General features: G+C 34.3%; 23 protein-coding genes, 1 tRNA gene and 2 pseudogenes (1 of these 26 running past the window's edge). 22 read left to right on the forward strand and 4 right to left on the reverse strand.

Annotation, left to right across the window (positions count from 1 at the left end; all coding sequences use genetic code 11):
• The first annotated feature begins 18 nt into the window (after positions 1–18).
• The 5 genes and pseudogenes from HMPREF1140_RS10200 to tnpA form a co-directional block, all read left to right on the forward strand.
• Positions 19–747 (forward strand): ABC transporter ATP-binding protein, encoded by a 729-nt coding sequence (locus HMPREF1140_RS10200; protein WP_009663708.1) that lies wholly within the window; start codon positions 19–21, stop codon positions 745–747.
• Complete coding sequence (locus HMPREF1140_RS10205) at positions 722–2,284, forward strand: hypothetical protein (RefSeq protein ID WP_009663740.1); 1,563 nt, start codon at positions 722–724, stop codon at positions 2,282–2,284. Before HMPREF1140_RS10200 ends, HMPREF1140_RS10205 begins: the two co-directional genes overlap by 26 nt.
• A gap of 14 nt (positions 2,285–2,298) precedes the next feature.
• On the forward strand, positions 2,299–2,517 hold the full coding sequence (locus HMPREF1140_RS10210) for a DUF1648 domain-containing protein (RefSeq protein ID WP_009446402.1): 219 nt from the start codon (positions 2,299–2,301) through the stop codon (positions 2,515–2,517).
• Positions 2,514–2,753 carry a GntR family transcriptional regulator gene (locus HMPREF1140_RS10215; RefSeq protein WP_198007472.1) on the forward strand — a complete coding sequence of 80 codons (240 nt, stop codon included), beginning with the start codon at positions 2,514–2,516 and terminating at the stop codon, positions 2,751–2,753. The genes HMPREF1140_RS10210 and HMPREF1140_RS10215 overlap by 4 nt, the downstream gene beginning before the upstream one ends.
• Positions 2,695–2,883 (forward strand): annotated as a pseudogene (tnpA, locus tag HMPREF1140_RS13310) (IS200/IS605 family transposase); the annotation flags it as partial. The gene HMPREF1140_RS10215 and the pseudogene tnpA, both read left to right, overlap by 59 nt.
• A gap of 32 nt (positions 2,884–2,915) precedes the next feature.
• Here tnpA and HMPREF1140_RS10220 read toward each other — a convergent pair.
• Positions 2,916–4,049, reverse strand: coding sequence for a low temperature requirement protein A (locus HMPREF1140_RS10220; RefSeq protein WP_009663672.1), 1,134 nt, complete (start codon positions 4,047–4,049; stop codon positions 2,916–2,918).
• Positions 4,050–4,344: 295 nt separating this feature from the next.
• Here HMPREF1140_RS10220 and HMPREF1140_RS10225 point away from each other — a divergent pair, with 295 nt between their 5' ends.
• From HMPREF1140_RS10225 to HMPREF1140_RS10240, 4 genes are all read left to right on the forward strand, one after another.
• The gene (locus tag HMPREF1140_RS10225; protein WP_035620373.1) at positions 4,345–5,229 is read left to right on the forward strand and encodes an acetamidase/formamidase family protein; all 885 of its coding nucleotides are present in this window, start codon (positions 4,345–4,347) and stop codon (positions 5,227–5,229) included.
• A 170-nt stretch (positions 5,230–5,399) separates the two neighbouring features.
• A complete protein-coding gene (locus HMPREF1140_RS10230; protein WP_009663759.1) occupies positions 5,400–6,548 on the forward strand; it encodes a YcjF family protein in 1,149 nt (382 codons plus the stop codon).
• A gap of 8 nt (positions 6,549–6,556) precedes the next feature.
• Positions 6,557–7,363 (forward strand): hypothetical protein, encoded by an 807-nt coding sequence (locus HMPREF1140_RS10235; RefSeq protein ID WP_009663767.1) that lies wholly within the window; start codon positions 6,557–6,559, stop codon positions 7,361–7,363.
• A gap of 17 nt (positions 7,364–7,380) precedes the next feature.
• Positions 7,381–7,914, forward strand: coding sequence for a DUF2185 domain-containing protein (locus tag HMPREF1140_RS10240; protein ID WP_009663746.1), 534 nt, complete (start codon positions 7,381–7,383; stop codon positions 7,912–7,914).
• Positions 7,915–7,966: 52 nt separating this feature from the next.
• Here the strand turns inward: HMPREF1140_RS10240 and HMPREF1140_RS10245 are convergent, their stop codons facing one another.
• Positions 7,967–8,662, reverse strand: a complete 696-nt coding sequence (locus HMPREF1140_RS10245; protein WP_009663649.1) for a L,D-transpeptidase family protein — start codon at positions 8,660–8,662, stop codon at positions 7,967–7,969.
• 202 nt (positions 8,663–8,864) lie between these two features.
• Between HMPREF1140_RS10245 and HMPREF1140_RS10250 the strand changes: the two genes are divergently transcribed.
• Entirely contained in the window at positions 8,865–10,280 is a 1,416-nt protein-coding gene (locus HMPREF1140_RS10250) for an alanine/glycine:cation symporter family protein (RefSeq protein ID WP_009663750.1), read from the forward strand.
• A 61-nt stretch (positions 10,281–10,341) separates the two neighbouring features.
• Here the strand turns inward: HMPREF1140_RS10250 and HMPREF1140_RS10255 are convergent, their stop codons facing one another.
• Positions 10,342–11,037 (reverse strand): DUF542 domain-containing protein, encoded by a 696-nt coding sequence (locus HMPREF1140_RS10255; protein ID WP_009663659.1) that lies wholly within the window; start codon positions 11,035–11,037, stop codon positions 10,342–10,344.
• 271 nt (positions 11,038–11,308) lie between these two features.
• Between HMPREF1140_RS10255 and HMPREF1140_RS10260 the strand changes: the two genes are divergently transcribed.
• The 9 genes and pseudogenes from HMPREF1140_RS10260 (at position 11,309) to HMPREF1140_RS10300 (ending at position 18,420) form a co-directional block, all read left to right on the forward strand.
• Positions 11,309–11,380 (forward strand) — tRNA-Arg (locus HMPREF1140_RS10260).
• A gap of 292 nt (positions 11,381–11,672) precedes the next feature.
• Positions 11,673–11,969 carry a hypothetical protein gene (locus HMPREF1140_RS10265; RefSeq protein ID WP_009663728.1) on the forward strand — a complete coding sequence of 99 codons (297 nt, stop codon included), beginning with the start codon at positions 11,673–11,675 and terminating at the stop codon, positions 11,967–11,969.
• Positions 11,966–12,472: a DUF2004 domain-containing protein gene (locus HMPREF1140_RS10270; RefSeq protein WP_009663701.1), complete on the forward strand. Its 507-nt coding sequence runs from the start codon at positions 11,966–11,968 to the stop codon at positions 12,470–12,472. Before HMPREF1140_RS10265 ends, HMPREF1140_RS10270 begins: the two co-directional genes overlap by 4 nt.
• 1,040 nt (positions 12,473–13,512) lie before the next feature.
• Positions 13,513–13,928 (forward strand): annotated as a pseudogene (locus HMPREF1140_RS10275) (YjdF family protein).
• A 40-nt stretch (positions 13,929–13,968) separates the two neighbouring features.
• Positions 13,969–14,697, forward strand: coding sequence for an NAD-dependent protein deacylase (locus HMPREF1140_RS10280; protein WP_009663691.1), 729 nt, complete (start codon positions 13,969–13,971; stop codon positions 14,695–14,697).
• A gap of 21 nt (positions 14,698–14,718) precedes the next feature.
• Positions 14,719–15,708, forward strand: coding sequence for a helix-turn-helix transcriptional regulator (locus HMPREF1140_RS10285; protein ID WP_009663660.1), 990 nt, complete (start codon positions 14,719–14,721; stop codon positions 15,706–15,708).
• A gap of 29 nt (positions 15,709–15,737) precedes the next feature.
• Entirely contained in the window at positions 15,738–16,097 is a 360-nt protein-coding gene (locus HMPREF1140_RS10290; protein WP_009663751.1) for a YccF domain-containing protein, read from the forward strand.
• 113 nt (positions 16,098–16,210) lie between these two features.
• Positions 16,211–16,792, forward strand: a complete 582-nt coding sequence (locus HMPREF1140_RS10295) for a TerD family protein (RefSeq protein ID WP_007590935.1) — start codon at positions 16,211–16,213, stop codon at positions 16,790–16,792.
• Positions 16,793–16,935: 143 nt separating this feature from the next.
• Complete coding sequence (locus HMPREF1140_RS10300) at positions 16,936–18,420, forward strand: DUF438 domain-containing protein (protein WP_009663777.1); 1,485 nt, start codon at positions 16,936–16,938, stop codon at positions 18,418–18,420.
• A 41-nt stretch (positions 18,421–18,461) separates the two neighbouring features.
• On the opposite strand, the gene HMPREF1140_RS10305 is transcribed toward HMPREF1140_RS10300, so the two are convergent.
• A complete protein-coding gene (locus HMPREF1140_RS10305; RefSeq protein ID WP_009663749.1) occupies positions 18,462–19,034 on the reverse strand; it encodes a TetR/AcrR family transcriptional regulator in 573 nt (190 codons plus the stop codon).
• A 280-nt stretch (positions 19,035–19,314) separates the two neighbouring features.
• On the opposite strand from HMPREF1140_RS10305, the gene HMPREF1140_RS10310 reads away from it, so the two are divergent.
• The 3 genes from HMPREF1140_RS10310 to HMPREF1140_RS10320 form a co-directional block, all read left to right on the forward strand.
• Positions 19,315–21,651, forward strand: a complete 2,337-nt coding sequence (locus tag HMPREF1140_RS10310) for a hypothetical protein (RefSeq protein ID WP_009663668.1) — start codon at positions 19,315–19,317, stop codon at positions 21,649–21,651.
• Positions 21,652–21,753: 102 nt separating this feature from the next.
• Positions 21,754–23,046 (forward strand): UDP-N-acetylglucosamine 1-carboxyvinyltransferase, encoded by a 1,293-nt coding sequence (locus tag HMPREF1140_RS10315; protein ID WP_009663720.1) that lies wholly within the window; start codon positions 21,754–21,756, stop codon positions 23,044–23,046.
• Between the two features lie 61 nt (positions 23,047–23,107).
• Positions 23,108–23,374, forward strand: partial view of a hypothetical protein gene (locus HMPREF1140_RS10320; protein ID WP_009663689.1) — the 5' portion only. It continues 138 nt past the right edge of the window; only the first 267 of its 405 coding nucleotides appear in the window; it begins with the start codon at positions 23,108–23,110; its stop codon lies off the right edge, out of view.

Consider the following 23,374-nt stretch of genomic DNA (forward strand, 5'->3'; position numbering starts at 1 on the left):
TCAATGGAGATAGAAATTATGTTAGAGATAAAGAATTTTAGTAAATTCTATGGGAATAAAAAAGCTGTTGAAAATTTATCAATTTCAGTACAGCCCGGAGATATTTATGGATTCATTGGTGCAAATGGAGCCGGAAAAACTACAACGATAAAGGCGGTAGTTGGAATTCATGATTTTGAGAATGGAAGTATAACGATTGATGGGCATTCCATTAAAGGGGAGCCTGTTATTTGTAAAAAAATGATGGCATACATTCCGGATAATCCGGATTTATATGAACATCTGACAGGATTTCAGTATATTAATTTTATTGCAGATTTATTTGAAGTTTCTACTGAGATACGCAGAGAAAGAATTCAGAGATACGGCGATTTATTTGAAATGACTAAACATCTTTCGGGAATGATATCTTCGTATTCACATGGTATGAAGCAAAGAACGGCGATTATTTCTGCACTGGTGCATTCTCCAAAGTTACTAATTTTAGATGAACCTTTTGTTGGACTTGATCCGAAAGCAACTTTTCTACTAAAGAAAATAATGCACGAATGCGTATCAGATGGAGGAGCTATTTTCTTTTCAACACATGTATTGGATGTTGCAGAAAAATTATGTAATAAAATTGCAATTATAAAAAATGGAAAGTTAATTGCGAGCGGAAATACAGAAGAAGTCAAAGGCAATAAATCTTTGGAAACTTTTTTCATGGAGGTGCAGGATAATGAGCAAAATTTGGATATTAATTAGAGCACAATTAATGAATTTCTTTCCAATCAACGAAATGAAAGAGCCGGGGAATAAAAAACAAAGTTCGATTGTTATTACAAGTTTTGGAATAATAACTCTTGCCATATTTTTCTTTGTTTATAATATCATAACAGCTAAAACATTGGTACAAGTGGGACAGCAGGAATTGATACCGGAATATATGGTGTCGGTATCAAGCTTTGCAATATTATTTTTGACAATATTTTATTCAAATGGGATTTTATTTGGCAGTCGTGATATGGAAAATCTTTTGTCGTTGCCTGTAAAAAGTTCGGATATTATGAGCAGCAAGTTTATGTTTATGTATTTATTGAATTTTTTAATAGGATTGATGTTTATGCTTCCGGGAGGAATTGTTTGGGTGTTAAACGGAAGTTTAAATGTATTACAGATTATATTGTATTTTACCTCCATGATTTTTGTTCCGTTGATACCGATGTGTATAGCAGCATGTATGGGAATCATTATAGTTGTTGCTTCATCTTTCTTTAAGAGAAAAAATGTTATTGCTTTAATCTTTTCATTTGCAATGATAGGGATAATTGGATATATTGCAGTGTCAGCCATGAAATCAGGTAATGAAAATAGTATCGGGATTATGCTTTCTAAGCAAATTACAGGATTGTACCCACTATCTAAGCTATTTATGGAATACTATAATTTTCCAATGCACATTGGAGTAGGGTTATTTATTGTTCTCTCAATAGTATTTTTTTATATATTTGCCAAAATGGTTTCATTGAAGTATGGATTACTTAATACTCTTGCTAAAACAACAACAAGATATTCCGACAACAAAAATTCTAATAGTAGAACATCGGTATTTTTTGCCCTATATAAAAAGGAAATGGGACTATTTCTAAACTCATATATGGCAGTGTTGAATGCAGGTTTTGGTGTAATATGTTTATGTGTTTTCAGTATATTTTTCCTGTTTAACTCTTTACAACAAATAGGGGAATATTCGGGAATCGAAAATATTAATGAATATCTTTCAAATTTTGCTCCAATATGTATTGCTTCAATGTTTGTACTTAGTTGTCCGGCAGCGTTTTCTATATCTTTAGAAGGTAAAAATGTTTGGATTTTGCAAAGTTCTCCTATTCGAGTAAAAACGATTTTGAATTCTAAGATTGCAGTAAATCTTACGCTTCATTTAATCGGATATATTATTTCTGTGTTTATAGTTTTGGTAAAGCTTGATATGGATATTATTCAAACTGTCAGCTTAATAATTGTCCCTATTTGTTATTCCATTTTTATAACAGTGATTGGAATTTCTTTGAATAAAAAATTCCCTAACTTTGAATGGGAAAGTGAGATGATGATAGTAAAACAGAGTATGCCTGTAATTGTGTCTTCAATTATTGGAATGACTGTATTAGTTATACCAATTCTTTTACATTGGTTTTTGCATTTTCCTATAGTACCTACATTATTGGGAGTAGCACTTATTTTGCTCGTTATTGCGGGTGGCGTTTATATAAAAACTTGTATATTAAATTTTTTAGTTTAAGGAGGAAATGTTCTATGAAAAAAAGATTTTTGAAAGATTTATTAGTTCTGATAGGAATAATGTTTGTAATATTTATTGTTTGCATATTTCTTCCGGAGAAAATTCCTGTTCATTTCAATGCAAGAGGAACCACTGATATATTTGCTGGAAAATATTATCTTCTGTTCGCTACAGTTATTCCATACTCTGCATATTGGAAATTTTTACGAGGGCGGAAAAGTAAAAACGAATGAAAATATATCCATATTTACAAATTGCATCAGTGTTAAGAGCGACTATTTTAAGAGGAGACTATGTTCCGGGACAACGGATGCCACCTATAAGGGATTTAGCACAGAGGGAGGGACGTAATCCTGCAACAGTTCAAAAAAAGTTCTTAAAAATGAAGTGCACCCCAAAAGTTAGACATAAAACTAATTTTTGGAAAGATAAGAGTCGACATAGGAAAAATATTAAGACTCCTTTGTGAAAGAAAAGGAATACATACAATCGAAGCAGAATGTTGTCCTGATCATATACATATGCTTGTAGAGATACCACCAAAATACAGTGTGTCACAAATTGTTGGTTATCTCAAAGGGAAAAGCTCATTGATGATTGGGGTAGTACAAACCACCGGCTGAGCCGGTGGTCATAATTGTAATAAGTTATAATCTGGTTTTTTCTTTACGAAGTACACAATAAAGATTCCTGTTTGACAGACGCTCATAATACTAGTAATCAAGATGACTGTGTCAGGATTCTTTGATAATAATAGACTTAGAATCAGGCCGCAAAGATATAGCACTATTTGAAATGCATAGTAACATTTTGGAAACTTAAAATCCTCTATATTATATTTGCTGTTTGCAAGAGTAGCTCCTTGAAAAATTGCAATTCCAAAATAGAAGAATGATGCAGCAAAGAGGTGATTTACGCTTGGCAAAACGAGAAAACTCATAGATACAGTTATTACAATCAGTCCAACAATGATAGGTATGTGGCTATATATTAGGAATGATATATTGGCATCAGTTGCCTCGTCAATAGCATGGTCGAATTCGCCAAAATAGAAGAGGAATAGCGAAGCCATAATAATAAAGAGAAGAACTGAGTTAATTGAAAAATTTTCGGTAGTGAAGAACTGGGCAAGTCCCATAACCATCTCTCCGAAGGTTATAATAACAAGAAGCGATAGCCTTTCAATCAAATGAGGTAGATTTGATATGAACTTTTCTCCTCTCATTTCCATAAATATTGGCATAGCAAAAGTAGATAAAAAACCTGCCAAGAAAATGGGAACACCAAACTTAAGAGGCAGAAAAGATGCTGTATAGACAGAGACTGCTCTAAGACCTGTTAACCACAATAATCCGCGTACTGTTCTTAATGATCCGCATGAAGTGCTTTTTTTCATATATTCGATCAAATACTGAACGAATAAAGTTAGGCTCAGTGTTCCTAGTGCTAAGCAGAACTTTTGGAAAGCAAGTTCCCACTCCTGTGTAATCAGATTAGAAATGAAAAGTAGGATTCCCATATTTAAGAAACTTACAAACATATTAAGAAGGGAATTCTTTCCGTGACGATTTGTAAATCCGGTTTGAATCAACCAATTGTTGAGTAGGATAATGAGAGTTAATAAAAATGTGAGCATGGATTCAAAGGTCACCATGCCATTATCTAAATGATGTATTAATGCTGTTGCTTTAGAAATAGCGTATACAAAGACCAAGTCATAAAATAACTCAGTATATTCAACACGTTTATGTGTAATTGAAGTCATGATTTTCTCCTTAAATTTCAATATAATCCGAACGTAATAAGTGTATTATAGTCAAAAATAAAAGTCAAGAAAAGACCTTTTTAGCATTGAATTTAATAAGTTATATGCAGAAAAAGGTGAATCAGGTAGTCGCCTTTTATTAGATAAAAAAGATATAGAGTATAAACAATTATACTTGAGTAAGAGCTACATTTATTATAGAATGATGAAAAGACGGAAATAATACTAAAACAGGTTTTGCAGAAAGGAGAGGATCCAATATTCTATACAGGAGAATACCGGATTGTATTTGGATATGAAAATAATAGAAAACAAAATGGTGTTTGCATTTGATGGAAATAATAAATGTGTGGCAGAGGTTGAGGATGGAGAAACTCTGGTTTTCCGTACACATGATTGCTTTGATAATCAGTTAAGTGAAGAGGGTTCATCTATCGGTAGCCTGAACTGGGATTGTATCAATCCGGCTACAGGACCGGTATATGTAAAAAATGCGGTAGCCGGAGATGTATTAAAAGTTGAAATATTGGATATCAAGCTTGAAAAACAAGGTGTGATGTGCGCACTCCCTGATAATGGAGTACTTGGCTCTTTGGTAAAAGAAGAGTCTGTAAAGCGTTTGAAAGTGGAAGATAATAAGGTTTACTTTAATGAAAATATTGTATTTGATGTAAATCCTATGATTGGAGTTATAGGTGTAGCACCAAAGAGTGGAGCTATAAATTGCGGAACGCCCGGAAATCATGGTGGAAATATGGACAATAAAAGGATTGCAAAAGGTGCGACTCTTTATTTCCCTGTATTTCATGACGGAGCAATATTTTCTTTAGGTGATGTACATGCAGCTATGGGAGATGGAGAAATAATGGTCAGCGGTGTAGAAATTTCAGCTGATGTTACAGTAAGACTCTCTGTAATAAAGGGTGTAAGTATTGAGACACCGATGCTTGAAAACGATGATATCTGTGGTGTAATCTATTCTCACGAAGAGATTGAAAAAGCGGTATTTCATGCAGTAAGAATTGCAAATGAGGTTATGCAAAAGAAACTTGGACTTTCATTCAATGATGCCGGTATGTTAATCAGTGCAGTTGGAGACTTGAGATTTTGTCAGGTAGTGGATCCCGAGCGTACGGTTATGATGTGCATACCTAAAACTATATTGAGTGAATTGTTTTAGATAAAAGTATAATTAAATATTGATACATTAATATTAGCCGGAGGATGAAAAATTCTCCGGTTTTTTACAGTTTAATTATCAATACATTGACTATATACCGATTACTTTTATAATAGAATCATATGATAAATTACTACAGAGTATACTAAGAAAGAATAAATGGAGAAAGTATGGATAAGGGGAATATATTGGTAATAGGTGACTCGGGGGTCGGCAAATCAACCTTGATTAATGCTGTTTTAGGAGAAGAAATTGCCGAATCCGGTTTTGGAGATAAGGGTACTACAAAGGAACTGAAAGTATATGAAAGTGATGTACTGGATTTTCATATTATAGACACTGTAGGTTTTGAACCTTCATTTTTTAAAAGAATGGGGGCTATAAATGCTGTAAAAAAGTGGTCAAAAAATGCCATTAAAGAGGGAAAAGAGAACTCGGATATAAATGTTATATGGTTTTGTGTTGAAGGCACTTCGAGTAAATTATTTCCGGAGGCAATAAAAAGTCTTTCTAAAGCGACATCTATTTATCCATCTGTTCCAATAATAGTTGTAATTACAAAATCATATTCAAAGCCTGAGCGTGAAAGAAATATACAGATGGTTAAAGAGGTATTTGAAAAGCAAAAGAATACTAAAAATCTAAAGGGCATTATTCCTGTAGTTGCAATGATATATGAAATAGATGAAGAACAATTTGTGGCGCAGGAAGGTATAACTGAGCTTATAGATATGACCTATGAGCTGATACCTGAGGGTATGCAAGCTGCAAGAAAAGATATTGAAGCGTTTAAATTAAACAGAAAAAGGTCATTTGCACAAACAGCCATTGCGACTTTTACTTTAAGTGCTGTGGCAATAGCGGCAATACCTATTCCGCTTTCCGATGCGGTCTTGTTAACACCTTTGGAAAGCGGTGAAATAAATGCTATAGCAAAGATATATGGTATTAAGAACGACAAGAATTCTAAAAGATTCATAGCTTCTTTGGTGGAAGCGGGAACTGTAGGTGTGGCTGCAAAGGCGGCCATAAATGCGCTAAAAGCAATTCCGGCGATTAATCTGGCAGCCTCTGTAATAAATGCAGCTGTTGCAGGTGCTATAGTCATTGGGATAGGAGAAGTATGTGTCTACATATATGAGCAAATTTACCTTGGAAACAAGTCTTTGGACGATGTGGATTGGCTTAACAAAGTAATTGAATCCAAGCTGAATAAACAAATAATTGAAAAGATAAATATGATAGTCACAGATAAGGACTTTAGAAAAGGCAATATAACTAATTTAAAGAAGCTGTTTGCAAAATTATTATCAAAATAAGGAGTCTTATGGCAATAGACGGAGTTAAAATTATAGACAGTGATGATGCTTATGATATTTATAATGATATCGTGGAGAGATATAAGGACGGTATAGATGTAGAGTTGATTAAGAAAGATTGGTTGAATGAAGAGAGCAATTTTTGTACCGATGAGCTTTATACGGAAATATATTGGACTGCTCTTGCCTATGCGCTTTGGAATATAGGACATTTGGATGAAGATATAAAAAATAAAGCTATGGAAATTATATCAAAAGGTGCAAGCAAACTATGGAACGAGATAGACGAAAGGGCGGTAAAAGCGAGACAGAAAGCTTTAAATAAATTAGCTCTTCAAATTCAAAGTGAAAATCCAAGACCTATTAAAAAGCCCAAGCCACAAAAAAGAAGAGAACCGTATTTTGAACTTGGAGATGTTATCTCGATAAAGTTTGAGGATAAATATGGTATATGTTTTGTCTCGGATTTGGAGGTTAGACCGAGAAAGATAGAATATCATATAGCCTGTGCAAGAACATTACAGGATTTTGAGCCTACCATAGATGATTTTGTAAACAGCAGTATTGCGTATAAGAAGATGAATACCGAGTTTGTGCTTGAGACAGACTGCTGGTTTAACCATAAGGATCTAGGTGAACTACTGCCATATTTAAAAAAGATAGGAAGAATAAAACTAAAACCTTACAGTTTGGGTGTGCTCTCACCTGCCGACTCACTTGAGAATTTTTATGATGATATTACAAACAAGTCGGAACTATGGCCTTTTAAAACAATTGAGATAAGCGAAATAATAGAAGAAATTTTAGAAAATTAATAGGGGAGTAATTTATAATGAATAAAAAATGTTGTATAAAACCTGAAGATTTAAAAGATCTTTTTCACACAGACGGTCCTGAGGGTTGTATAGCTTCCGACAGAATAATGGTAGAAGGCAGAAAAGTCGGATATATGTACAGAGAGCATGCCGACCGCAAAGAAGACAGCGGATGGAGATTCACTGCAGGAGATGAGGATGAAGAGTATATGTCAAATGCTGAAAATGCCGGAGTATATACTTTAAATGCAGTAGCTAATATTGATATGGATATCATTCCTTTTTTAAATTCACCTGTAGGAAGCAGTTTTTTTAGAGATGAAAACGGGAAACTTGTAAAGGATGATTTTAATATAATTGCCAGACAGGAGATAGACGAAATTTTATATGAGTATAAGATTGAAAACTCAGAGGATTATGAGAATAGGGATCCGGAGGAATTGGCAGAGATATATGAAAATATTAAGACAGTTCAGGAAAATCATGATTTGTCTGATGATGATGTAGAGGAATTATTAAAAAGTATTTTCTCAGACTATGATGAATCATAATAAATCGTAAACAAAAAGGCAGCGTACATTTGATACGCTGCCTTTTTAAGTATTAATAGCTTGTAAGCTTATCTACATTTTCAATTATAACAATCTTTGTATCGGCATCTACGCTGTTTACAAGCTTTTTCATGTACTCCTCAGGAATTCTTACACAACCGGCTGATGAAGTATCGTTGTCGGTTTTTGTACAATGAATAAAGATTGCTGAGCCCTTACCGGGTATGGCTTCTGTATTATAGTTAAGTGCCAATGCATAGTTATAGAAAGGATGAGCCGCTTTTAAATCTTCAGCTGAATTCCAGTCTTTTTTTACATTTGATGCATTTACCCATTTATTGTAGTATGCACTGTTTGAATCATCTACCCAGTAATCGTCGTCACCGATTTTACGATATTCCAAGATGCTTCCCGGATTATCCTTAAGTCCGAAGGCAAACATAGCACTGAATACTCCCTCAGGTGTTTTTCTGTCACCTTCAGCTTTTTGAAGAGAAATGCCGTTTGTACCTGCAATACCGTTTACATACCAGTTCTTTTTCCATGTGCCGTCAGCCGACTTTGTATAGTCATTTACCGTAACCTTGTTTTTATTGTTTTTATGTCCGACAATAAGCACAATATGACTTGCAGATTTTGAAATCGCCAGTTTCTCTACAGGTAGGGCTGCATGAGAGTTTATAGTTGTACTTGCCAGCAGTGTTGAGAGAACCATAAAAGTTGCACATATTTTTTTAATCAATTTCATATATAATTCCATTCCGTATTGGAGATGTAAATACATCTCATTATTTAAAATTTTCTATAAACAAGATTTTATACTGATAAATATGTTTTAGTCAATGAAAAAAATATTAAAAAAATAGTCCTTATTTTTTTACATAAAAACAGGTGACATATAACAGTGTAATGTGGTAACATACTAAAGTATACACAAAGAGAGGTAGCATATGTTGAGTACGATAACAAAAATTTTGAGCACGGTGGATGACTTTGTTTGGGGATTACCACTGATTATTTTGATTTTGGCAACGGGATTATTTTTGACTGTAAGACTAAGGGGACTTCAGATAAAGAGGTTACCTCTCGCAATCAAGTATATGTTTTCATCGGATGAGGAAGACGGAAGCGGAGAGGTATCAAGCTTTGCGGCACTTTGCACAGCTCTCTCGGCCACAATCGGAACAGGAAATATTGTAGGAGTGGCTACGGCCATAGTTTCCGGAGGACCCGGGGCACTGTTTTGGATGTGGATGGCAGCCATAGTAGGAACCGCAACAAAGTATGCTGAATGTCTTCTGGCTGTAAAGTACAGAGTCGTTGAAAAAGACGGACATGTTATCGGAGGACCTTTTTATTATATTGAAAACGGAATGGGCAAGCAGTTTGGATGGCTGGCAAAAATATTTGCAATATTCGGTATAATGGTAGGGCTCTTCGGAATAGGAACTTTTACACAGATAAACGGTATTACAAGTGCAATAGGAAACTTCTTTGATAAAGAAAGTGTTCATTATGTAAATCTGTTTGGAAGAGATTATTCTCTTACTATTATTATATCAGGAATTATACTGACCGTTTTTGTGGCATCGGTTTTAATAGGAGGATTAAAGAGGATTTCAAATGTGGCGCAGATTATAGTACCCTTTATGGCAATTATTTATGTCGCTGTAGTTATGATTATTCTTATACTTAATCCGGGAAAGATACCGGCTGCACTTATTGAGATAGTACAAGGTGCATTTGGATTAAGAGCTTTTGGCGGTGGTATGTTTGGTGCTATGATAGTAGCCATGCAAAAGGGAATTGCCAGAGGAATATTTTCAAATGAGGCAGGACTTGGAAGCGCGCCGATAGCGGCTGCTGCGGCTCAGTCTAAGGAAGAAGTTCGTCAGGGACTTATCTCCATGCTTGGAACTTTTATAGACACTATTATTATCTGTACAATGACAGGACTTTCAATAGTAATCACAGGTGCATGGGATATGGGTCTTGAAGGTGTAGCTGTTACAACAAAGGCTTTTCAAATAGGATTGCCTTTCCCGGACAGTGTGGCTGCATTTATATTGATGGTATGTCTGGTGTTCTTCGCTTTTACAACTATTCTCGGCTGGGATTATTATTCTGAAAAATGCCTTGAGTACATAATAGGAAATAAGCCGAAGGCTATAACAGTTTACAGATGGATTTATATTGCATGTATCTTTATAGGTCCTTATATGACGGTTAAAGCGGTATGGACTATTGCGGATATCTGTAACGGACTTATGGCAATACCTAATCTGATAGCTTTGATAGCATTAAATGGAGTGGTGGTAAGAGAGACAAATTCATTTTTTGAAAGAGGCGTTCATAATAAAATATAAAGTAAAAAAGGTCTTAGACTCACAGATGTATAACTGTAAATCTAAGACCTTTTGTTAATTATTATTGTTCTGCATATTCAGGGAATGTAATACTGTTTTCCTTGAAAACATGAACAAAAATATCCTCAACGAAATCCTTCATAAGTTTAAACGTATTGGCATATGTGACACAAGTATCAGCCGGTACTTGAAAGTTATTTGTAAGCTGTTGCATTTCCTTAATCATGTCGCCTACATCTACATGTTCACCTTCAAGTTCACTTATTAATTCAAGAGTTTCTTTGTCAGGGTGATGATTTGAACGCATCAGCGGGAATATGAGCCTCTCTTCTTTTGCAAAATGCTCTTCAAGTTCTGCTTTCATTCTTGCAAATAAGTTGTGAATCTTTGTAAGTTCCGCACCATGATGCTGATAATGTACTATCAAAATCTTGTTTAAAAGCTTTTCGATTTGCTCCATCATCTCACGCTCTGTAACATGATGAGTTGCCTCAAGATTATCAAGCATCTCATTAACGCTTAGTTTTTCAAAATCATCTATGGATTCCACACTTTCTTTGTTTTGTGAAACAGGCTGCGAAGCTATATTGTTAAGTTCATTTATAAGTGAAGTAAGGTCAATACTCCCGTCTGTGAAAGACTCATCAAGTGGCATATGACCACCACAGCAGTAGTCAAGGTGTAAGTTGTTAAGATAAGGAATTGTTTGAGGATATTGTTTAACAATATCGGCAAGTGACATTTTAGCTGTAATCATAGTATACCTCCTTAAAGTGAGTGAATTATCATAAACAAATTCACTGTCAGTTTTATAGATAAAGATGAACTTACATCAATATCTATAAAAAGAGTATACACTTATAAAATATAGGAATCTGTAACAAATGAGACAAAACAAAATATTATAAGAATATAATTATAGTTTTGAATTTAAAAGATACAAAAAACAGATGAAATGGTAGGGTTTAAAATCAGCTTGAAAGAAGTATGTATTTGTTGTATACTTTTTTTGTTATAATTATATATCGGTTCTCTTAGTTAAATGGATATAACGATAGCCTCCTAAGCTGTAATTGTGGGTTCGATTCCCGCAGGGAACATCCATTTTAAGCGGTAATGACGATAAGGTTATTACCGTTTTTTCATGCAAAAACTTATATTTATAATTTAGCACTTCGGCTGGCACCTGGAATGACAGCCAGATGTCCCTCAAGGTGTCCACCAAGAGAAGGTATTTTGATACAGTTATGATGAATAGTTTCAACTTTGCAACAGGTTGTTGCAAAGTTAGCGGTAAAAGAATTGATATTTCATTAAATTGACGCTCAATTTGCTCTGTGCTAGAATAACATTAACAGATTCATCAGCAAAGTAATACACTGTGAGCTTGTTATGGATAAGAGTTATGAAGCTATTAATGAATTTTTAAATAATCCACAGAATACAGATGATTTTTATGAAAATGATACAGTCATTGCAATTGATTGGAGAGAGGATGATGAGGATATTGTAAAATATTTTAATCAGGCGATAGGAAATAAGATTGCTATTAAAATGGAAAACAATGATAAGCCTTATGGTGATGATATTATTTTAACCTATAAAGACAAAATCGTAAAAATCCCTATGATAGGCAATGAAAATTATAAAATCAAAAATATACTTATAAAAACAAGGAGATTGAGATGAATTTAAAAAGTAATAATTATCCAACCATTGAATATGAAAAAGGAGAAGAAATTTTTTTGTCACCAGAGGAAATTAATAGTTCTTTTTACTTTGATGTTGAAGAGGAATTAACCTCAAATGATGAAGCTATGGCGATTGTAGCCTCTATGATAGATGAAGTGGATACATTAGTAGAAGCAGCTAAAGATTTTTTGAAAAATACATTATTGAATGAGGGAAATGAATACTATGGCACTGTTGCATATTTTATGGAATTTCATAGAGATGAAATGGATGCTGATACGGTATTGGAGCTGTTTCCTTCAAGTAATGTTGATACAATAACATTTACAGAAATGGTAGATTTTTTAAAAATGATACGTTTTGGGAGCTTAATTGATAATAAAACAAATCAGCAAGCTTTTATTATGGATTTAAGTTTTAATCCGGAATTAACAGATGAACTGATGGTTATTTATTTTAATTTAGAAAAACAGGTATTTTATGTAACACATGAAAGCTGATCTAAATAAAAAATAGATAACAGTCATCATATAATATTTCAAAAAACAGTAAATCAAATTGGTTTACTGTTTTTTGTTGCAAAAAAACAGAAAAGAAAGTACATGAACAATAGCATAACTTAATACCCATAATTGCTGAATTACCAGCTTGCACTGGGTAAAATTGTATCATATTGAATTACGAAAGGCAAAAAAAATTTTGACCTGCAAGCTTTAAGTGTTAAAATCGTACTTAGTATATGAAGGAGTGATTAGTGTATGGAAAAGAAGTCAGATAGCAAGTTGATTGCACTACATCAATCGGTAGCTGTCAAACTCCCGGTGTGAGTTCAAAAACTATAAAACGGCATATAAAAGAAATGGATAATGTTCGTTATATTGGTAGTGGATATAGTGGGCATTGGGAAATAATAGAATAAAAATAACGGTCAAAACCCAATAGACATCCGACTTAATTAACACTATAATATATTTAATCTAATAAGAAAATAGAGCAATCATTGTTGCAAACTTTTTGACAATGGTAGCCATAGGCATGAACTCCATGGAACTGAATGGTTATATCCTTTCAGTGCTTCGGGCACCGGACAAGCGTCGTCAGGTACTTTTACAAGGGATAAAACAGGTTTTCTTATTTTGACACAGATTTACAGTAAAGTTAGAAAACAAGCTACTTTCATTGACTTATGTTGATAGATAATATTAGTAAATTACAGTACAAACCTTAGCTCCTAAGTTGTAATTGTTGGTTCGATTCCCGCAGGGAACATTTTTGGCGGTAATGACTTGTGACAGATGCTTGTCATTATCGTTTTTTGTTGTATATAAAAGTTTGATTTTTATTGAATAACTAATTATTATATGAGAAAATAATAGCGAACAGTCAAGTTTAATCTTGATTATATAAGCAAAGATAAAAACGCAATGTACATTTATTGTGCTATAGCCGGTAGGTAGCCCGGCAGTCCTATAAGTATATAGGGTAAGTAACCTGCCCCTCCGGGTTGTCCGTTCTTTGTAAAGAAATTGGAGGGATGGCGATGAATGATATAAATGTCAAGTTAACTGTGTTTTTTGAAAATCCGTTTTGGGTAGGTGTGTTTGAGCATGTTGAAAACAACTTTCTTGTTGCATCAAAAGTAACGTTCGGTGCAGAGCCTAAGGGCTATGAGGTATTAGACTACATAATAAAAAATTACTATAGTTTGGTATTCAGCCCTGCTGTTGAAACAAAGATAAAAAAAGACAAAACAAACCTAAGAAAGCTCAACGTGATGTAAGAAAGCAGATGCAAGTATCCGGTATAGGAACAAAATCGCAACTTGCATTAAAATCGCAACATGAACAGAATAAGAAGGAAAGTAAGGTAAGAAGGCGAGAAGAAAAAGAGGCGGATGAACTTAAGAGATTTTTATTAAAACAGTATAAGAAAAGAAAAAAACATAAGGGACATTAATATTAAGTACAAGTATTTGTAGGTGAAAGCGGGTATTTATATGTATGAGAATGAGAAGACAAAGCTTCAAAAAATTATTGATGACAGTACCAATATAGTATTTTTCGGTGGTGCCGGAGTTTCTACCGAAAGCGGTATTCCGGACTTTCGAAGTGCGGACGGACTCTACCATCAAAAGTATAAGTATTCACCGGAGCAGGTGGTAAGCCACAGCTTCTTTATGAAATATCCTGAAGTTTTTTATGAGTTTTATAAGGAAAAAATGATGTGTCTTGATGCAAAGCCTAATGCAGCACATAATAAACTTTCGGAGCTTGAAAGCTCGGGAAAGCTTAAGGCTGTAGTGACACAGAATATTGACGGACTTCATCAAAAAGCCGGAAGTAAAACAGTCTATGAGCTTCACGGAAGTATACATAGAAATTACTGTATGAAGTGTCAAAAATCCTATGACGCAAATTATGTTAAAAACCAAAAAGGAATACCGTATTGTGAATGTGGCGGTATGATAAAACCTGATGTTGTTTTGTATGAAGAGGGGCTTGACGGAAATGTAATAAACGCTGCAATAAGAGCTATAGCATCTGCAGATACTCTTATAATCGGCGGAACATCTTTGGTGGTATATCCTGCTGCAGGTTTTATTGACTATTTTCAGGGTAAGCATCTTGTTGTAATAAATAAGTCGGAGACCGGAAAAGCTGTAAATGCCGAGTTATCTATAAATGCTCCTATCGGAGAGATTATGAGCGGAATAATTGTTCAATAGAAAATAAAAAAGAGGTGAGTTATGCCAAGGGGGAGCAATCAAAAATTTAAATTTACATATCTTATGAAGATTATGGCTGAAAAGACTGATGATGAACATAGTCTTACTATGCCTCAAATACTTGAGGAGCTTGAAAAGTACGAAGTAAGTGCCGAGAGAAAAAGCATTTATGAAGACTTTAAGGATATGTCAAAATTGGGTATAGATGTTATAAAGGAGCAAAGGGGTAGAGAGACCTTTTATCATATCGCAGGAAGGGAGTTTGAGCTTGCAGAGGTAAAGCTTCTTATTGACGCTGTACAATCTGCAAAGTTTATTACTCAAAAAAAGTCAAAGTCCCTGATTTCCAAAGTGAAGAATTTTGTAAGTGAGCATCAGGCCAAGCAATTACAAAGGCAGATTGTGATAAACGATCGTGTAAAGACTATGAATGAAAGTGTGTATTACAATGTGGATGATATACATACTGCTATAAATCAAAACAGGAAGATTAAGTTCAAATACTACAAATGGGATATTGATAAGAAACTTGTGGAAAGACATGGTGGAAGCTATTTTGTTGTAAGTCCGTGGGCACTGCTTTGGGATGATGAAAACTACTATATGATTGCTTTTGATGACTGGGATAATAAAATCAAACATTATCGTGTAGATAAGATGATGTATATTGAAGTTGGAAATGATGAAAGATCCGGAAAAGAAGAGTTTAAAAACTTTGATATGGCAAAATACTCAAAGGCGACATTCGGTATGTATCATGGTGAAAAGACCAAGGTATGTATAAAATTTGCAAATCATATGTGTGGGGTATTTATAGACAGATTCGGAAAAGATACTCTTTTCAGAAAAATAGATGAAAACAACAGTGAGTTGATAGTGGATATAAATGTCAGCCCACAGTTTTTCGGGTGGATATTCAGCCTTGGAAATGATGTGGAAATAGTATCTCCTATAGAAGTTGTTAATGAACTTAGGGAATACACAAAGAAATTTATAATGAAATATGAATAGATTTAATAAAGGTAATATAAGGAGTAAGTATGGGTACTTTGGGTAATGTTTTGTGGTTTATTTTCTGTGGACTTTGGAGTGGACTGATGTGGATATTTGCAGGTTGTCTTTGCTGTATAACGGTTATAGGTATACCTTTAGGTCTACAATGCTTTAAATTTGCCGGACTGGCATTTTTCCCTTTCGGGAAAGAAGTGGTATATGGCGGAGGTGCGGTAAGCTTTCTTGTAAATATTATCTGGCTTATTATACTTGGAATACCTATGGCAATCGCTCATGCGACAGCCGGTGTGATCCTTTGTATAACCATAATAGGTTTTCCTTTTGGACTTCAGTTCTTCAAATTGGCTAAACTTTCATTAATGCCTTTTGGAGCCAGGGTGATTTAATGAAGACATTCTTAAATTACATGGTAGCTGATTGAAAAAAGAGTATAATTGATATATTATTGAGGTAACAAATTTTGGTAATTTATATATCAATGATATATCAGGAGGATAATATGCCAATTAGTTTAAAAAAAGGTCAAAAAGTTAGTCTAACAAAGGGAAATCCGGGACTTAAGAATGTTGTGGTAGGACTTGGATGGGATACAAACGCCTATGATACAGGTGCGGATTTTGACTTGGATGCGGCAGCGTTTTGCTTGACAGATTCAGGGAAAGTTTCAAGCCAGAATGATTTCGTATTCTTTGGAAACCTTAATCATCCGTCAGGTGCAATAAGCCATTTGGGAGATAATCTTACAGGGGCAGGTGACGGTGATGACGAGCAGATAAAGATCGATCTTTCAAGAGTTCCTGCAGAAATCACAAAGATTGCATTCACAGTAACTATTTATGAGGCGGAAGCAAGAAGACAGAACTTCGGTCAGGTATCAAATGCCTTTGTAAGAATATTTGACGAGAATACAGGTGAAGAACTCTTAAGATATGACCTTGGTGAGGACTTCTCTATAGAAACCGCAGTTGTATTCGGTGAACTGTATAAGAACGGTGACGAGTGGAAATTCAATGCCATAGGTAGCGGATATCAGGGTGGATTGGCTGCTCTTTGCAATATGTACGGAATAGATGCGGAATAAATTTTAAAATTTGGACTGTGCACTTTTTTAAGTGTCGGTCCTTTTTTATTTATTTTTTATATTGTAACATATGATACTGAAAAATGTCTTTTATAAGATTATAATTAGGGCATACTAACTTATATGGGGAAAAGGAGAATGATATGAGTAAAATACTTGATTTAAATAAACCGGTTTTTGAGTTGGCAAAGGAATATCCTGACTTTATTGAAATATTCGCAGGTCTCGGATTTAAAGATATAAAAAATCCTGTTATGTTAAATTCTATGGGGCGTTTTATTACTATAAATAAGGGTGCTGAAATGAAGGGCATTCCTCTTGAAAAAATAAAAGAAGTTTTTAGAGAGCATGGATATGAGATAGCTGAGGACAAAAAAGAAGAAAAAGAATTAAAAGATGTGGCGGAGAGTATACCAAATAACACCGAAGACAGTACCGAGTTACTCAAGCAGTATTTGATAAGACTCTCAAACGGTGAATCTTTGGAGTCGGTTCAAAAAGATTTCAGAGAAAAATTTGAATCTGTAGATGCAAGTGAAATAATGAAGGCGGAGCAGTCACTGATGGAATCCGGAATGCCGTATCAGGAGGTTCAAAAATTATGTGATGTGCACTCAGCACTGTTTCACGGAACAACAAGCAATGAGCTTGGAAATGAAAATGAAATAAAGAATACTATGAGTATGGCAGACGGTGCAAATGAAGATGACACTAAAATGCTTATTGAGACAAAGGGACATCCGCTTTCTACATTTACAAGAGAAAATGAAAATCTTGAGAAGTATATAAATGAATTTCTGGCTAAAATGGAAAACAATGAGATAGACAGAGCGCTACTTTCAAAGATAAGAGAAGTTTCAATGCATTATGCAAAGAAGGGCGATCTTTTATATCCTTTGTTAAAGACCAAATATAATGTTTCGGGTCCTGCTACAGTAATGTGGTCTGTAGATGACGAAATCAGAGATGAGCTTGGAAGACTTGATAAAATCGAAAAAGAAGATGAGAAATGGATAGAGGATATAAAGGCTGTAATTACCCGTATGCAGGAGATGATTTATAAAGAAGCCAATATTTTATTTCCGATATGTACAGTGAACTTTACAGATGAGGACTGGTTAAATATTTATTTGGACAGCAAGGGATATGAGAACTGTCTTGATATAGTACCTGAAAGTTTTGATAAAGCCGAGAAAGTTAAAAGAGAGTTTGACGATATTGACGGTGAGATAGTACTTCCGGGAGGGCATTTTACAAAGGAGCAGCTTATTGCACTCTTAGATACCATGCCTCTTGAGATTACATTTATAGATGCCGATGATATAAACAGATTTTTCAATGATAATGATTGTCCGAAAGCATTTAAGAGACCGTTAATGGCAATTGACAGGGATGTGTATTCATGCCATCCTCCAAAGATAGAGCCGATGGTAAGAGAGATAATATCAGGATTTAAAAACGGAAGCAGAGATGAAGTTGCTATCTGGATGAAGAAGAACAATAAGGACATGCTTGTAAAGTATATGGCGGTCAGAGACAAAAATAAAAAATATCTCGGAACAATGGAAATAGTCCAGGATATGGATTTTGCAAGAAAGCATTTTGAAGAAGAAGGTCAGAATAACTGATATAATAAAGAGCCTATGAATTTTTTCATAGGCTCGATTTATTATTCTATAATATTTGTAAGTCCGTTGCGTATAAAAGACTGAGTAAGTACTGCGAGATCATGAGTTGACATCTCAAACTCACTGTCAATCCACCTTACAAGCAGACCGAGTGTTCCCGAAAGAATGAAATCGTAATATAATTCAAAATAAGGCATATTCTTTTGCTTTATAAAAGCCTTATATTTATTAAATACACAGGTTTGTAATTTATTTCTGAGTTCATTAGAGAAGTTTGCATCCAAATCGTCATGCAGGAATATTTTTGCCATATCTTTGTTATCATATATAAATACAAATAAAGCTTCTATAAAAGGTACAAGGTTGTCTGTATCCGGAGCTATTTTAGTAAGTATATCTTCAAATTCATTTAAAAGATCGGCTTGTATATGCTCCATCAAATCATATACATCCTTATAATGTAAGTAAAAGGTTCCTCTGTTTATGTCTGCCATCTGTGCAAGTTCTTTTACCGTGATATTTTGGATTTTCTTTGTTTCAAGCAAGATACTCAGACATTTTCTAAGCTGCGATCTGGTTTTTCTTACTCGCCTGTCTACAGTTTTTTCGTTCATAAAACCTCCCGATAGTGTTATAAAATAAAATTTCCAATTTTTCGACTAAATGTACAATAGACGATGTTTAAGAATTCCATATCAGTTAATTAACTAATGTACATTAATATACTTAAAAGTATAGTCAATTACAATAAAAAAAGCAAGTATAAACTAAGTATGTAATAAATATTTTTTAATTAAAAAATATTTCAAGTAAAGTGAAAAGTATAGTATAATAAAATACTGGGGTTAAGAGCCCTATTTGACTCTAAAACATTATGTGATATAAGGGAATTTTATGAGAACTAAGAAATTTAGATATATTATATTTGTATTTGTATTCCTATTGGCGGTAATAGGTTTTTTATTATACTCTTTTTTGAAAAAAAATAAAGTTGACACTACAGGTGGAGATATTGAGGCAAGTGATATTAATATACCGAGATTATATAATGTACTTGGAGATTATTATATAAATAAAATGTATGGTTACAGTGATGAGACGGATGTTGAGGCTGCCGACAATATACTGTCATTGGTACTGGATGATTACAGTATGAAGTTTAGAGTGGTAGATGCAAATATTGCAGATATTGAAGATTATGATTACAGCATAAGAACATTTGATACTAATGAACTTGTAGAAAGCGGAGACAGGACAAAACTTGATGGCGATATTATAGATTTGCATCTGTCAAGTCTGGTGGAAGAAAATAAAGAATACTTTCTTGAACTTAGATTGTATACAAATGGACAGACATTTCATTATTACAGCAGGATAGTCAGGAGCAATACCGAATTTGCCAAAAGGCTTATAGATATGGCAAATACTTTTTCCAATAATAATTTTGACAACAATACGGCAAAAGACAATACCGTATACCTTGAAAGTGACGGTACAGGGAATTCAAGAGGACTTGAATATGTAACATTGAAGTCGGATTTCAATATGATAAGCTATAACGGAATGAACCTTACACCTTCTGAAAAAGAGGTGAGCCTTGTAAATTATAACGGTAAGGTAGGGGAAATACATTTCAGCTTTACTGCAAGTTCGGAAAATAAAGTTTATAATATAGAAGAGAATTTTATCTGTAAATCCGGTACACAAAGACTTTATATGCTGGATTATACCAGAACGATGAATCAAAGTTTATCAAAAGATATTGAGTACAATAAGAAAATAGATTTAGGCATCGGTAATAAAGATGTCAGGTCTATATCGGATAATACAGGCGAGAAAATTGCATTCCCGGTAGATAATAAGCTCTTTTTATCAGACAGTAAAAAGGAAAGTCTTGAACAGGTTTACAGCGTAGGAAAAAACAGTTATATTTATCCGCTGAAATTTGGAGACGGATTGTACTTTATAAGCTATGGTTATAATGTTGACTCATCTCATATAGGAGCTGTAGGTGTTTGCCTTTTTAAATATATGGAGAGCACAAAAAAAGTTTCAAAGCTGGCTTTTGTAAAAACAGAAATTGATGCTCAAAGTTTAAAGGAATCGATAGATGAACTTGCATATATGGGTGATAATGCAATGCTTTATCTTAAGCTTATGGATAAAGTTGTAGGCCTTGATGTTTTGTCGGGAAATTATGTGACTGTGGCGGAAAACCTTGAAAACGGAAAGTATTCCATAAGTCAGGATAAGAGTTTATTATCCTGGAATATCGGAGACGGATTGAATATTTATAATTTTGCTACAGGAGAAAATAAGCAATTAGATAATGCAAATGAGATAATGCTGCCTATAGGGTATATTGGAAGCGACTTGGTAGTAGCAATAGAATCTCAAAACATTTCAAATACAATCAATGGCAAATCTACAGGAAGTATTTTTGAAAAGGTGAGTATATATAATAATCTTTTGGAATTACAAAAGGAATATACTTATGACGGCAGATATATTGACAATATCGATGTAAAGGGAAATCGTGTGCATATTGATCTTTATCAATATGACGGTGAAAACTTTACCAGGTCGGGAGAGGATACAATAATCAGTAACAAGTCTGTGGCAAGTGAGAGCAGAGTATCATCTTATATGGACAGTTTCAGAGCAAAGAACTATGTCATAGACACCGGTAAGTGGATTGAAGGTGAGGCTTATTACTTTAAGGATCTTCAAATTGACAGTACCGACATAGAATATAATATTGATTTGAACAAATCGTATCTTGACAATATGTATTATGTCTATATTAATTCCAAGCTGGAAGGGATATATGATAATCCGGTGAATGCTATAGATACTGCATATACTGATATGGGATTTGTAAGAAGAAAAGGTATAATGGTGTATGCTAGGTCCATGGTTGAGACCGCGTCAAATACAAATTTTGATGTAAACAAAGCCGGAGAATATGTAAATTATTGGGAAAATAATGAGCTTACAAGATTTCAGGGTATAACATTAAAAGAGGCAATGTACTTTTTAACTGTTAAAAAGCCTGTGTTTACATTTACAGCAATAAATAATCCGGTTATAATAACTGCGTATGATTCAAAAAGTGTCACAGTATATGATATAAATACAGCAAGTATACAGAAAATAGATATAAATGAGGCTCAAAGTATATTCAATAGCACCCAAAATGACTTTTCTTGTTTCTTTACCTTTAGAATGTAATGTGATAAAATTAGAATCGTAATAAAAAAGAAAGATTTGATTTAGGTTTTTATTTACTTAAATATTAAAGTTTAAATATATAGTTTTATATAGAGGAGAAAAATGGCTCAATATATAATGAATGGTGGCAGTCCATTGGTAGGAGAGGTTGCTATAGGCGGTGCAAAGAATGCGGCACTTGGTATTTTGGCAGCTGCTATAATGACAGATGAAGATGTTTATATAGAAAATTTACCTGATGTAAAAGATATTAATGTAATGCTTGAGGCGATAAAGGCTATAGGTGCAAGTGTTGAAAGACTTGACAGACATAGCGTGAGAATTAATGCATCTTCAGTAAAGGATGTATTGGTTGATGACGAGTTTATAAGAAAAATCAGAGCATCATATTATTTTATAGGAGCCTTGTTAGGTAAATATAAGAGTGCCGAGGTTGCTTTGCCGGGCGGATGTAATATAGGATCAAGACCTATAGATTTGCATTTGAAGGGATTTAAGGCGTTGGGAGCCGAGATTGATATTGAGTCGGGAAGAGTAAAAGCACATGCCATTGATTTGGTTGCGGCGGATATATATCTGGATACCGTATCTGTAGGTGCCACTATAAATATTATGATGGCGGCATCATTGGCGGAAGGAAGAACGGTTATAGAAAATGCGGCAAAAGAACCGCATATAGTTGATGTTGCAAATTTCTTAAACAGTATGGGTGCGGATATAAAGGGCGCAGGAACAGATGTGATAAGAATAAACGGCGTTAAGTCATTACATGGAAGCAGATATTCCATAATACCTGATCAGATAGAAGCCGGAACATTTATGTGTGCGGCGGCTATTACAAAGGGTGACATTACAGTAAAAAACATTATACCGAAGCATATGGAAGCTATAAGTGCAAAACTTATGGAGATGGGATGTGAAGTTGTTGAGTTTGACGATGCAATAAGGGTTATTGCAAAGAATAATCAAAAGGCCACAAATATAAAGACATTACCTTACCCGGGTTTTCCTACAGATATGCAACCACAGATAACTACCGCATTGGCTTTGGCTACCGGTAGTAGCCTTGTAGTGGAAAGCATATTTGAAAACAGATTTAAATATGTGGATGAACTCGCAAGAATGGGTACAAATATTAAAGTAGAGGGTAATACCGCCATGGTTATCGGCGTAGCAAAACTTAGAGGGGCGATGCTTAAAGCACCGGATCTTAGAGCCGGCGCCGCGCTTGTATTGGCTGGTCTTGCTGCAGAGGGACAGACTACTGTAGATGATATTAAGTATATAAAAAGAGGATACGAGGATTTTGAAGGTAAGTTGGTTTCATTGGGCGCTGATATAAGAGAAGTGGACAGTGAGGTTGAGGCAAGAAAGTTTAATATCAAGGTTGTATAAGAATTTAATTTGCGGATGGCTTGGCTGTCCGCTTTTTAATATATAAAGTAATGAGGTGGTTATGAAAAGACAAGAGTTACTATATATATGTGATGGTAGGGATTGGTATTGCAATGACAATCTCATTCATTTTTCCGGAAATGCATTTGGCAATGAAATAAGTTTTGATTTTTCAGGATATACAGAAGAAGAGTTATTATCAAGTCTGGTGCCTATTATTGAAAGAATTATAAATGAGATAGATAGGCTGGATAAGGATGCAAGAAGTATTATAAAAGGGAAACATAAGGACGAGGACGTAGATGTATTGGAGTTGACAAATATTATT

It is taken from the genome of Lachnoanaerobaculum sp. ICM7 (genome assembly GCF_000287675.1).
In the GTDB taxonomy this organism is placed as follows: Bacteria; Bacillota; Clostridia; order Lachnospirales; family Lachnospiraceae; genus Lachnoanaerobaculum.